At 73.7% G+C, this 11,871-nt stretch carries 14 protein-coding genes; all 14 read left to right on the top strand.

Going from position 1 to position 11,871, the window contains the following annotated elements; translation table 11 throughout:
• The first annotated feature begins 33 nt into the window (after nucleotides 1-33).
• Entirely contained in the window at nucleotides 34-1,110 is a 1,077-nt protein-coding gene (gene queA / locus CR162_RS02835; protein WP_099094025.1) for a tRNA preQ1(34) S-adenosylmethionine ribosyltransferase-isomerase QueA, read from the top strand.
• Nucleotides 1,107-2,231, top strand: coding sequence for a tRNA guanosine(34) transglycosylase Tgt (gene tgt, locus CR162_RS02830; protein WP_099094024.1), 1,125 nt, complete (start codon nucleotides 1,107-1,109; stop codon nucleotides 2,229-2,231). Before queA ends, tgt begins: the two co-directional genes overlap by 4 nt.
• Nucleotides 2,228-2,704 (top strand): preQ(1) synthase, encoded by a 477-nt coding sequence (queF, locus tag CR162_RS02825; protein WP_099094023.1) that lies wholly within the window; start codon nucleotides 2,228-2,230, stop codon nucleotides 2,702-2,704. The genes tgt and queF overlap by 4 nt, the downstream gene beginning before the upstream one ends.
• The gene (gene queG, locus CR162_RS02820) at nucleotides 2,691-3,791 is read left to right on the top strand and encodes a tRNA epoxyqueuosine(34) reductase QueG (RefSeq protein ID WP_408887447.1); all 1,101 of its coding nucleotides are present in this window, start codon (nucleotides 2,691-2,693) and stop codon (nucleotides 3,789-3,791) included. Before queF ends, queG begins: the two co-directional genes overlap by 14 nt.
• Before the next feature lie 124 nt (nucleotides 3,792-3,915).
• Nucleotides 3,916-4,230 carry a hypothetical protein gene (locus tag CR162_RS02815; RefSeq protein ID WP_099094021.1) on the top strand — a complete coding sequence of 105 codons (315 nt, stop codon included), beginning with the start codon at nucleotides 3,916-3,918 and terminating at the stop codon, nucleotides 4,228-4,230.
• 69 nt (nucleotides 4,231-4,299) lie between these two features.
• Nucleotides 4,300-4,989, top strand: a complete 690-nt coding sequence (gene queC, locus CR162_RS02810) for a 7-cyano-7-deazaguanine synthase QueC (protein WP_099094020.1) — start codon at nucleotides 4,300-4,302, stop codon at nucleotides 4,987-4,989.
• 49 nt (nucleotides 4,990-5,038) lie between these two features.
• Complete coding sequence (locus CR162_RS02805; protein WP_099094019.1) at nucleotides 5,039-5,596, top strand: VUT family protein; 558 nt, start codon at nucleotides 5,039-5,041, stop codon at nucleotides 5,594-5,596.
• Between the two features lie 86 nt (nucleotides 5,597-5,682).
• Nucleotides 5,683-6,531, top strand: a complete 849-nt coding sequence (locus CR162_RS02800; protein ID WP_099094018.1) for a RibD family protein — start codon at nucleotides 5,683-5,685, stop codon at nucleotides 6,529-6,531.
• The gene (locus CR162_RS02795) at nucleotides 6,528-7,571 is read left to right on the top strand and encodes a zinc-dependent alcohol dehydrogenase (protein ID WP_099094017.1); all 1,044 of its coding nucleotides are present in this window, start codon (nucleotides 6,528-6,530) and stop codon (nucleotides 7,569-7,571) included. Before CR162_RS02800 ends, CR162_RS02795 begins: the two co-directional genes overlap by 4 nt.
• The gene (locus tag CR162_RS02790) at nucleotides 7,559-7,972 is read left to right on the top strand and encodes a 6-pyruvoyl trahydropterin synthase family protein (protein WP_099094016.1); all 414 of its coding nucleotides are present in this window, start codon (nucleotides 7,559-7,561) and stop codon (nucleotides 7,970-7,972) included. The genes CR162_RS02795 and CR162_RS02790 overlap by 13 nt, the downstream gene beginning before the upstream one ends.
• Nucleotides 7,973-7,975: 3 nt before the next feature.
• Nucleotides 7,976-9,019 (top strand): glycosyltransferase family 4 protein, encoded by a 1,044-nt coding sequence (locus tag CR162_RS02785; protein WP_099094015.1) that lies wholly within the window; start codon nucleotides 7,976-7,978, stop codon nucleotides 9,017-9,019.
• On the top strand, nucleotides 9,016-9,909 hold the full coding sequence (locus CR162_RS02780) for a class I SAM-dependent methyltransferase (protein WP_099094014.1): 894 nt from the start codon (nucleotides 9,016-9,018) through the stop codon (nucleotides 9,907-9,909). Before CR162_RS02785 ends, CR162_RS02780 begins: the two co-directional genes overlap by 4 nt.
• 73 nt (nucleotides 9,910-9,982) lie before the next feature.
• Nucleotides 9,983-11,236 (top strand): 3-oxo-tetronate kinase, encoded by a 1,254-nt coding sequence (otnK, locus tag CR162_RS02775; RefSeq protein ID WP_099094013.1) that lies wholly within the window; start codon nucleotides 9,983-9,985, stop codon nucleotides 11,234-11,236.
• Nucleotides 11,233-11,865, top strand: a complete 633-nt coding sequence (gene otnC / locus CR162_RS02770; RefSeq protein WP_099094012.1) for a 3-oxo-tetronate 4-phosphate decarboxylase — start codon at nucleotides 11,233-11,235, stop codon at nucleotides 11,863-11,865. The genes otnK and otnC overlap by 4 nt, the downstream gene beginning before the upstream one ends.
• The last annotated feature ends 6 nt before the right edge of the window (nucleotides 11,866-11,871 follow it).

The raw sequence follows: 11,871 nt of genomic DNA, 5'->3' as shown, positions 1-11,871 counted from the left end.
CCCCGCCCCCCTCCGCTACCGCCCCGCCATCCCATGACCCAGCCCAGCCCCCTTCCCGACCTGCGGGCCGAGGATTTCGACTTCGCCCTGCCCGAGGCCCTGATCGCCCAGTCCCCCGCCCGCCCGCGCGACGCGGCGCGGATGCTGGTGGCGGCACCCGGGGGCACGCAGGATGCCGGCGTCTCCGACCTGCCCGGCTGGCTGCGCCCGGGCGACGTGATGGTGGTGAACGACACGCGCGTCATTCCCGCCCGGCTGCGCGCGCGGCGCGGCGAGGCGCGGGTCGAGATCATGCTCAACCGGGCCGAGACGGGCGGCATCTGGCACGCGCTGGTGCGTGGCGCGAAGAAGCTGCGGCCGGGCGACATCCTCTCCATCGAGGGCGCGCCGGAGCTGGCGCCGCGCGTGGTGGAGCGGCAGGAGGGCGGCGCGGCGCTGATCGATTTCGGCCCCGACCAGGGGCTGCTCGCCGCCGCGCTGGAAAAGGCGGGCGAGATCCCGCTGCCGCCCTACATCGCCCGCCCCGGGGGGCCGCGCCCGGAGGACCGGGAGGACTACCAGCCGATCTTCGCCCGCCAGCCCGGCGCGGTGGCCGCGCCCACCGCCAGCCTGCACTTCACGCCCGCGCTGCTGGAGGCGCTGGCGGCGCGTGGCGTGGGGCAGGTCTCGCTCACCCTGCATGTCGGCGCCGGCACCTTCCTGCCCATCCGCGCCGACAACCCGCGCGAGCACAGGCTGCACTCCGAATGGGGCGAGATCTCCCCCGGGGCGGCGGCCGCCATCAACGCGGCGCGGGCGAAGGGCGGGCGCATCGTCGCCATCGGCACCACGGCGCTGCGGCTGCTGGAAAGCGCGGTGGACGAGAAGGGCATCGTCCATCCCTTCCGGGGCCTCACCGACATCTTCCTGCTGCCCGGCCACCGCTTCCATTCGGCGGATGTGCTGCTGACCAATTTCCACCTGCCGAAGTCGAGCCTCTTCATGCTCGTCTCGGCCTTCTCCGGCACCGCGCGGATGCGCGAGGCCTATGCCCATGCCATCGCGGCCGGCTACCGCTTCTACTCCTATGGCGATGCCAGCCTGCTGTTCCGGGAGGATCCCGCACCGTGACACTCTCCTGGAGCTGCCAGTGCCATGACGGCAAGGCGCGCGCCGGCATGCTGCGCACGGCCCATGGTGACGTGCCCACGCCGGTCTTCATGCCCGTCGGCACCGCCGGAACCGTGAAGGGCATGACGGCCGATGCCGTGCGCGCCACCGGCGCCCGCATCGTGCTGGGCAACACCTACCACCTGATGCTGCGCCCGGGCGCGGAGCGCGTCGGGCGGCTGGGCGGGCTGCACCGGATGATGGACTGGCACGGCCCGATCCTGACGGATTCCGGCGGCTTCCAGGTGATGTCGCTGTCCAAGCTGCGGAAGCTGGACAAGGACGGCGTCACCTTCCAGAGCCACATCAATGGCGAGCGCTTCCGCGTGACGCCGGAGCGCAGCATCGAGATCCAGCACCTGCTGGATTCCGACATCACCATGTGCTTCGACGAATGCATCGAATACCCGGCGGCGCATGCGGAAGCCGCGCGCGCCATGCGGCTCTCCATGGACTGGGCCGCGCGTTCCCGCGCCGCCTTCACGCCGCGCGAGGGCTATGGCCTGTTCGGCATCCAGCAGGGCAGCACCTTCGAGGACCTGCGCGCCGAAAGCAGCAAGGCGCTGACCGGGATCGGCTTCGAGGGCTATGCCATCGGCGGCCTGGCGGTTGGCGAGGGGCAGGAGGAGATGTTCCGCACCCTCGACTTCTGCGCCGACATGCTGCCGGAAACCCACCCCCGCTACCTGATGGGCGTCGGCACGCCGTCCGACCTGCTCGGCGCCGTGGCGCGCGGCGTGGACATGTTCGATTGCGTCATCCCGACGCGCTCCGGCCGCACCGGCCGCGCCTATACCAGCCGGGGCGTGCTGAACATCCGCAACGCCCGCCACGCCGAGGACACCGGCCCGCTGGACCCGGAATGCGACTGCCCCGCTTGCACCCGGCATTCGCGGGGCTATCTGCTGCACCTGTTCAAGGCGGGCGAGATGCTCGGGCCCATGCTGCTGACCTGGCACAATATCCGCTACTACCAGAACCTGATGGCGCGCATCCGTGCCGCCATCGTCGCCGGCCGCTTCGCCCAGGAAGCGGAGATCATCCAGGCCGGCTGGACCACCGCGCAGGAGACCGCCGCATGAGCAGCCCCATGGGAACACATGATGTCTCTGGCCTGACCATGCTGGGCCAGAACACGCGGCAGCCCGCCTCGCCCGAGGAGGCTGTGCTGGAGCGCGTGCCCAACCCGCATCCGGGCAGCTGCTACTGCGTGCGCTTCACGGCGCCCGAGTTCACCTCGCTCTGCCCCATCACCGGCCAGCCCGATTTCGCGCATCTGATGATCGACTACGTGCCGGGCGACTGGCTGGTGGAAAGCAAGAGCCTCAAGCTCTTCCTCACCGCCTTCCGCAACCACGGCGCCTTCCACGAGGCCTGCACCGTGGGCATCGGCCAGCGGCTGGCGGAAACGCTTTCCCCGGTCTGGCTGCGGATCGGCGGCTACTGGTATCCGCGCGGCGGCATCCCGATCGACGTGTTCTGGCAGACGGGCGATGCGCCGGCGGGCGTCTGGGTGCCCGCCCAGGACGTGCCGAACTACCGTGGGCGCGGGTAAGAAGGCCCTCCCTTCCGCCGCCACGACCCCCGAGGGCCGGGCGGCGGAGATCCGCGACGCGGCGCTGGCGCTCGGCTTCGACGCGGTGGGCTTCGCGCCCGCCCATCTCGGCCCCGAGGTGCGGGCGCGGCTCGATGCCTTCCTGGCCGCCGGCATGCAGGGCGAGATGGGCTGGCTGGCCGAGCGCGTGGAGCAGCGCGCCCACCCCCAGGGACTGTGGCCGGAGGCGGTCTCGGTCATCGCGCTCGGCATGAATTACGGGCCGGAGGACGACCCGCTCGCCCTGCTGGAGCGGCGGGACCGCGGCGCCATCAGCGTCTATGCCCGCAACCGCGACTACCACGACATCGTCAAGAAGCGCCTCAAGGCGCTGGCCCGCTGGATGGTGGAGCGCTGGAAGGGCAGCGAGCTGAAGGTGTTCGTGGACACCGCGCCGGTGGCCGAGAAGCCGCTGGCGCAGGCGGCGGGGCTCGGCTGGCAGGGCAAGCACAGCAACCTCGTCAGCCGCGAGCACGGCTCCTGGCTGTTCCTCGGCGAGATCTACACCACCCTCGACCTCGCGCCCTCCGGCGCGGAGGTGGACCATTGCGGCCGCTGCACGCGTTGCCTCTCCGCCTGCCCGACCGACGCCTTCACCGGCCCCTACCGGCTCGATGCGCGGCGCTGCATCTCCTACCTCACCATCGAGCATCACGGCCCCATCCCGCACGAGTTCCGCGCGGCCATGGGCAACCGCATCTATGGCTGCGACGACTGCCTGGCCGTCTGCCCCTGGAACAAGTTCGCCCATGCCGCGCGCGAGCCGGGGCTGATGCCGCGCGAGGACCTGTCCGCCCCCCGCCTGGCCGAGCTGGCGCGGCTCGACGACGCTGGCTTCCGTGCCCTGTTCAGCGGCTCGCCCATCAAGCGCATCGGCCGGGACCGCTTCGTGCGCAACGTGCTCAACGCCATCGGCAATTCCGGCGATCCCGCCCTATTGGACGTCGCCGCCGCGCTGCGCGCCGACCCCTCCCCCGTGGTGGCGGAGGCGGCGGAATGGGCCGCCCGGCGCATGGACGAGGCGGCAAGGCAGCAGGGCAGCCGTTAACCTCTTGTTCGCTCTTATCAAATGCGCCTCCGGAGGCGCAGAAGGGCCTGCCGTGCCGTCTCATTTTTTGTAAAACCCTCCGCATGGCCGGCGCAGCCTGGCCCTGGACGCGAGAGGGACCGCGATGAGCGACAAGCCGATCATGGGCTATGCCTGGTACGACGAGAAATCCTTCGACGCGCTGCGCGGCATCATGCCGGACATGAGCGAGCACTATGACGACTGGCTTTCCGGCGCGCAGCGGGACGTGACGCGGGCGCTCAGCGAGGGCTACCGCGTCATCCGCATCGCCGTGCGGCCCGAGCCTTTCATGGAGTGGTGCAGGCGGCGCAACGTCACCATGCCGGGCCTCGCGGCGCGGCGCGCCTTCGCCGCCGAGCAGGCGCGGCTTCTGGTGCGGGCCGAGCGGCAGGAGAAGGGCCTGTTCGGCCTGTTCTGACCCCGCCGCGCTTGACGCCCTCCCCCGCCCGCCGCAATCCCGGCGCGCAACGAGGAAAGGGACCGGGCGATGGACGAAGGCGCGCTGGTGTTGTTCAGCGGCGGGCAGGATTCCGCCACCTGCCTGGCCTGGGCGCTGGACCGCTTTCCCCATGTGGAAACGCTGGGCTTCGACTACGGCCAGCGCCACCGGGTGGAGCTGGAATGCCGCGCCGCCTTCCGCGCCACCCTGCCGGCGGCATGGCAGGCGCGCCTCGGCCCCGACCACACCCTGGCGCTCGACGCCCTCGGCGCCGTGTCCGACACCGCCCTGACGCGCGAGACGGAGATCGCCATGCGGGAGGACGGGCTGCCCAACACCTTCGTCCCCGGCCGCAACATCGTCTTCCTCACCTTCGCCGCGGCGCTGGCCTACCGGCGCGGGCTGCGCCACATCGTGGGCGGCATGTGCGAGACGGATTTCTCCGGCTACCCCGATTGCCGCGACGACACCATCAAGGCGCTGCAGGTGGCGCTGAACCTCGGCATGGAGCGGCGCTTCGTGCTGCACACGCCGCTGATGTGGCTAGACAAGGCGCAGACCTGGGAGCTGGCCGAGCGGCTGGGCGGCCGGAAGCTGGTGGCCGAGATCGTCGAGCAAACCCACACCTGCTACCGCGGCGAGCGCGGCGCGCGCCACCCCTGGGGGCATGGCTGCGCCGCGTGCCCGGCCTGCGAGTTGCGCGCGAAGGGCTGGGCGGAGTACCAGTCCCGCCGCTGACGCTTTCCGTCAGTGCGGATGCTCCCGCCCAGCAATGGAAAACTCGCAGATGACCGGCACCCGCCGCCTCGAGGGCTTCCTGGCCCTTCTCGCCTTCGGCCTCACCATTCCCGCCGCCAACTGGCTGATCGGCCATGCCGGCACCGTCTGCGCGCCGCAGGGGCCCTGCCTGATCCCCGTGGCGCCGGGGGTCATGGCGCCTTCCGGCGTGCTGATGATCGGCCTCGCCCTGGTGCTGCGGGACCTGGTGCAGCGCCGCCTCGGCCTCGGCTATGCCTGGGCCGCCATCCTGGCGGGCGCGGCGCTTTCCGCCCTGCTGGCGCCGCCCGCCCTGGTGCTGGCCTCGGCCGCCGCCTTCCTGCTCAGCGAGACGGCGGACCTGCTGGTCTACACGCCGTTGCAGCGGCGCAACCTGGTGCTGGCGGTGCTCGCCTCCGGCGCGGTCGGGCTGGTGGTGGACAGCGTGTTCTTCCTCGGCATCGCCTTTGGCGACCTCGCCTATCTGCCGGGCCAGGTGCTGGGCAAGCTGTGGATGGTGCTGCTGGCCCTGCCGCTGGCCGCCTGGCTGCGCCGCGCCGATGCCCGCCGCGGCATCCTGCCCGCCTGAGGCGGCCCCGCCGCCCTCGCCGGTGGGGGGCGGTTTCCCGCCCCGCTCTGGCAACCAAGGCGGGGCTGCGGCATAGAAGCCGGCAGATGGCCTCCGCACCGAACACGACGCCCATTGCCCCACCGCCGGACCCGCCCCTGCCGGACCCGGACTGGGACGCCCTGCTGCGCCAGCGCGCGGCCGGCGGCGCGGCGCCCGAGGGAAGCCCCTACGCCGCCCTGTTCGCGCCGCTGCTGGCGCCCCCCACGGCGCCCGATGGCTGCATCGTGCTCGGCCGGCTGGCGCAGACGCTGGACGGGCGCATCGCCACCGCCTCCGGCTCCAGCCAGTGGATCGGCGGCGCGGGCGACATCACCCACACCCACCGGCTGCGCGCCCTGTGCGACGCGGTGGTGATCGGCGCCGGCACGGTGCGGCACGACGACCCCCGCCTGACCACCCGCGCCGTGCCCGGCCCGAGCCCGGTGCGCGTGGTGCTCGACACCAACCGGCGGCTCGGCACCGGATACGGCCTGTTCGCCCCGGGCGGGCCGCCCACCCTGCTGGTCTGCGCCGAGGATGCCGGGGGCACCGCCACCCATGGCGCGGCCGAGGTGCTGCGCGCACCCCGCGCGCCGATCGGCGGGCTCGACCTTTGCGCCCTGCTGCCGATGCTGGCGGCGCGCGGGCTGCGGCGCATCTTCGTGGAGGGCGGCGGGCTGACCGTTTCGCGCTTCCTCGCCGCCGGCTGCCTGGACCGGCTGCACATGACGGTGGCGCCGGTGCTGCTGGGCTCCGGCATCCCCGCCTTCACCCTGCCCGAGGCGGCCCGCATCGCCGACGGGCTGCGCTTCGCCTGGGCGGTGCATCCGCTGGGGGAGGACGTGCTGTTCGACATCGCCCTCGGCCGCGCCCGCCCCGCCGTCTGCGCGCCTCCGGAGGAGGCGGCGCCATGATGGCCCGCGCCTTCTGGGCCACGGCTCCCGGCCAGGGCGAGATCCGCGAGGAGGCGCTGCCGCCCCGCGCGCCGGAGGAGGCGCTGCTGCGAACGCTGGCCAGCGGCGTCTCGCGCGGCACGGAGCGTCTGGTGCTGCACGGCCATGTGCCGGAAAGCCAGTGGCAGGCCATGCGCGCGCCCCTGCAGGAAGGCGACTTCCCCTTTCCCGTGAAATACGGCTACGCCGCCGTGGGCGTGGTGGAGGAAGGCCCGCCGGACCTGCTCGGCCGCCGCGCCTTCTGCCTGCACCCGCACCAGGACCGCTTCCTGGCGCCCGCCGCCATGTGTGCGCCCGTGCCGGAGGCGGTGCCGGACCGCCGCGCCGTGCTGGCCGCCAACATGGAAACGGCGCTGAACATCGTCTGGGACGCGGCGCCCATCCCCGGCGAGCGCGTGCTGGTGATCGGCGGCGGCGTGGTCGGGCTGCTCTGCGCCTATCTCGTCGCCCGCTTTCCCGGCACCAATGTCACGGTGCAGGACACCGACCCCACGCGCCGCGCCGTGGCCGAGGCGCTGGGCGCCCGCTTCGCGGCACCCGGGGAGGCGCCGGCCGAGCAGGAGCTGATCCTGCACGCCTCCGCGAGCCCGGAGGGGCTGCGCGCCGCCCTCGGCCTCGCCGCCATGGAGGCGCGCATCGTCGAGGCCTCCTGGTATGGCGACCGCAGCGTTTCCCTCCCCCTCGGCGAGGCCTTCCACGCGCGCCGCCTGACGCTGCGCTCCAGCCAGGTGGGCAGCGTCTCGCCCGCCATGCGCGGCCGCCGCAGCCATGCCGAGCGGATGGCCCTGGCCCTTTCCCTGCTGGCCGACCCGGTGCTGGACGCGCTGGTCGGGCCCGAGGTGCCGTTCGAGGCCCTGCCGGCGCGCATGGCCGCGCTGCTGGCGCCACCGCCGGCCGGGGAACAAGCCTCTGGCGAGCCGGCGCCGCTCTGTCCCGTCATCACCTACGGCGCCGCCGCCGGAACCACCGAACGAGGAATGCACCGCGCATGTTCAGCCTGACGGTCGCCGACCACATCATGGTCGCCCACAGCTTCCGCGGCGAGGCGTTCGGCCCGGCGCAGCGCGTCCACGGCGCCACCTTCGTGGTGGAGGCCGAGTTCCGCGCGCCGCGGCTGGACGCGGCGAACCTGCTGGTGGACATCGCCGCCGCCCGCGTCGAGCTGCGCGCCATCCTGGACGAGATCGACTACCGCAACCTCGACACGGTGCCGGAATTCGCCGGGCAGAACACCAGCACGGAGTTCCTTTGCCGGCACATCCATGGCCGGCTCTGCGCCGCGCTGCGCGGCGGCAGGCTGCGCGAGAGCGGGCACATGGTGGAAGCGGTGAAGGTGCTGCTGCGCGAGAGCCCCCTCGCCTGGGCCGCCTATGAGGCGCCGGTCACGGGCGGGGCGGGCTGAGGGATGGAGATCGCGCTTCTCGTCCCCGGCCCGTTCAGCGCCATCTCCGGTGGCTATGGCTATGACCGCCGGCTGGTGGAAGGCTTTCGCGCGGCCGGCCACGCGGTGCGCGTGGTCGAGCTGGAAGGCCGCCACCCGCTGCCCGACGAAGCCGCCGAGGCCTCGGCCCGCGCCGCGCTGGACGCCGTTCCCGCCGGCACCCGGCTGATCATCGACGGGCTGGGCCTGCCGGCCTTCGCGCCCTTCGCGGGCGAGCTGGAGGCGCGCGGCGCGGTCGGGCTGATCCACCACCCCACCGCCATCGAGCCCGGCTTCTCCGACGCGGAGCGGGATGAGCTGAAGCGGCGAGAGACGCTGCTGTTCCCGCGCCTGTCGCGCCTCGTCGCCACCTCCCGCCTCACCGCCGGCCGGCTGCCGCTGGAATTCGGCGCGGACCCGGCGCGCATCGGCGTGGTGGAGCCGGGCACCGACCCGGCGGCGCGCTCCAGGGGCTCGGGCGGCCCGGGCTGCGCCATCCTCTCGGTCGCCGTGCTGGTGCCGCGCAAGGGGCACGACGTGCTGCTGCGCGCCCTGGCGAAGCTGCCCGACCTCGACTGGACGCTGACCATCGCCGGCGGCGCGCGCGATCCCGTGCACGCCCAGGGGCTGGTCTCGCTGGCGGGGGAGCTGGGCATCGGGCAGCGTGTCACCTTCGCCGGCGAGGTGGCGCAGGAGGCGCTGGAGGATCTCTATGCCCGCGCCGACCTCTTTGCCCTCGCCACCCACTGGGAAGGCTATGGCATGACGGCGGCCGAGGCGCTGGCGCACGGCCTGCCGGTGGCCATCACCGCCGGCGGCGCCATCGCCGACGTGGTGCCGAAGGAGGCGGGCGTGATCGCGGCACCGGGCGATGTGGTCTCGCTGTCCCGCGCCATGCGCCGCCCCATCTTCGACCGCGCCCTCCGCGCCGAGATGGCGGAGGCCGCGTGGCGCGCCGGGCAGAAGCTGCCGCGCTGGGCCGACCGCGCCACCGCCTTCGCCGCCGAGCTGGAGCAGGCCGCCCGATGACCCCTTCCCCGACCGAGGGCTTCGACGGCGACTGGCTGGCGCTGCGCGAGCCCTTCGACGCCCGCGCCCGCAGCGCGGAGCTGGCCCTCGCCCTGGCCGGGGCGCTGCCGCCGCGCCCGCATCTGCTCGACCTCGGCGCCGGCACCGGGGCGCTGCTGCGCTGGCTGGCGCCCCTCCTCGGCCGCTCGCAGTTCTGGACGCTGGTGGATTCCGACCCCGCGCTCCTGCAGCGCGCCTTCGCCACGATCGAGGAGCGCGCCATCCTCGCCGGCTGGACCACCACCTGGCCGCGCGACACCACCCTTCTCGTCCACACGCCGCAGGGCGTCTGGCGCGTCGAGGCGCTGGTGGCCGACCTCGCCGCCGGGCCGCGCGCCCTGCCGCTCGACAAGGCCGATGGCGTGGTCAGCACCGCGCTGTGCGACCTCGTCTCGCGCCGCTGGGTGCGGCGCATGGCGGAGGCGCTCGCCATCCCCTTCTACGCGGCGCTGAACGTGGACGGGCGGGAAGCGTTCTCCCCGCCTCATGCCGCCGACCGCCTGGTGGCGCGCGGCTTCCGCCGCGACCAGGGGCGGGACAAGGGCTTCGGCGGCGCGGCCCTGGGCCCGGCGGCGCCGCGCGCGCTGGCCGAGGCGTTCCGCGCCCGCGGCTTCTCCGTGCGCACGGCGCCGAGCCCGTGGCGGATCGGCGCCAACACGCCGGTGATGGCCGACAGCCTGGCCGAGGGCCATGCCCGCGCCGCGCTCGCCGCCCTGCCGCGCGGCCACGCCCCCGCCATCCGCGCCTGGGCCGAGGCCCGCCGCGCCCAGGCGATGCGCGGCCGGCTTTCCGCCCGCATCGGCCACACCGACCTGCTGGCCCTGCCGCCACCCGGGGCGAAGCGGCGCTGAAGCGCGGTTTTTCCCTCCGCCGCCGGGCGTGCTAACCCTGCCGCCGGAACAAGGATCGAGGAGACTGGCACCGATGCCGTTGCTCGGCTGCATCGCGGACGATTTCACGGGCGCCACCGACCTCGCCGCCATGCTCGTCGCCCATGGCATGACGACGGTGCAGGTGATCGGCGTGCCGCGCGGCCCGCTGCCGGAGGCGGATGCCGTCGTCGTCGCGCTGAAGTCGCGCACCGCGCCGGTGGCGGAGGCGGTGGCCGCGAGCCTCGCCGCCTGCGACGCGCTGCTGGCCGGCGGCGCGCGGCAGATCCTCTTCAAGTACTGCTCCACCTTCGACAGCACGGACGAGGGCAATATCGGGCCGGTGGCGGATGCGCTGCTGAAGCGCCTGCAATCGGGCTTCGCCATCGCCTGCCCGGCCTTTCCGGCCAATGGCCGCAGCGTGTTCCAGGGCCATCTCTTCGTGGGCGGCGCGCTGCTGAGCGAGAGCGGCATGGAGAGCCACCCGCTGACGCCGATGCGCGACGCCAACCTGGTGCGCGTGCTCTCCCGCCAGACGGATGGCGGCGTTGGCCTGGTGCCCTTCGCCGTGGTGGAGCAGGGCGAGACCGCCATCCGCCAGGCCTTCACCCGGCTGCGCGACGGCGGCCGCCGCTACGCCATCACCGACGCGGTGACGGAGGCGCATCTGCACGCCATCGGCCGCGCCTGCGCGGAGCACGCGCTGGTCACCGGCGGCTCCGGCATCGCCATGGGCCTGCCGCAGAACTTCCGCGACCAGGGCCTGTTGCCCGACCGCGACGACGCCGACGCGCTGCCCCCGCCGCGCGGCGCCATGGCGGTGGTCGCCGGCTCCTGCTCGCGCGCCACGCTCGGGCAGATCGGGCTGGCGCGCGGCCATGTGCCGGTGCTGGAGCTGGACCCGCTCGTCACGCCGGACGCCGCCGCGCTGGTGGCCGAGGCGGAGGCGTGGATGGAGGGGAAGCTGTCGGACAGCCGCCCCGTCGTCATCGCCGCCTCGGCGCCGCCCGAGAAGGTGGCCGCGCTGCAGCGGCGCCTCGGGCGGGAAGAGGCCGGCGCGCTGGTGGAGCGGGCGGTGGCCGGCATCGCGGCCGCGCTCGTCGCGCGCGGCGTGGGCCGGCTGGTGGTGGCGGGGGGCGAGACCTCCGGCGCCGTGGTGCAGCGGCTCGGCATCGCCACGCTCCGCATCGGCCATCAGATCGACCCCGGTGTGCCCTGGACCCATGCGGAGCCGGGCGGGCTGCACCTGGCGCTCAAATCGGGCAATTTCGGCGCCCGCGATTTTTTCCTGAAAGCGTTCATGGCATGACCGAATCCGAACTGCGCGACCTGCTCTGCGAACTCGGCGCCAGCCTCTTCGCCCGCGGCTACAGCGTCGGCAGCGCCGGCAACATCAGCGTGCGCCTGCCCGATGGCTACCTGATGACGCCGACCAACTCCTCCCTCGGCCGGCTCAGCCCCTCGCGCATCAGCAAGCTGGCGCCGGACTGGTCGCATGTCGGCGGGGACAAGCCCTCCAAGGAGGTGTTCCTGCACCGTGCCGTGCTCACCGCGCGGCCCGAGGCGGGCGCCGTGGTGCACCTGCACTCCACTTATGCCACCGCCATCGGCTGCCTCGCCGCACCCGGCGAGGATGCGCCCATCCCGCCGCTGACGCCTTATTTCGTCATGCGCGTCGGCCGCCGCCTGCCGATCGTGCCCTATTACCGCCCCGGCGATTCCGCCATGGAGCCGGCGGTGCACCAGGCCGCCCTCGATGCGCGCGCGCTGCTGCTGGCCAACCACGGCCCCGTGGTGTCCGGCAAGACGCTGGTCGATGCCGTCTATGCCGCCGAGGAGCTGGAGGAGTCCGCCAAGCTGGCGATGATGCTGCGCGGCCTGCCGGCGCGCGAGCTGACGCCTGCGCAGGTGGACGACCTGCTCAGCACCTTCGGCTGAGCGGCG

The sequence above is a fragment of the Teichococcus rhizosphaerae genome, assembly GCF_002631185.1.
GTDB lineage: Bacteria > Pseudomonadota > Alphaproteobacteria > Acetobacterales > Acetobacteraceae > Pseudoroseomonas > Pseudoroseomonas rhizosphaerae.
Note: the sequence above shows the minus strand (reverse complement) of the source record. Positions and strands in the feature narration are given on the sequence as shown.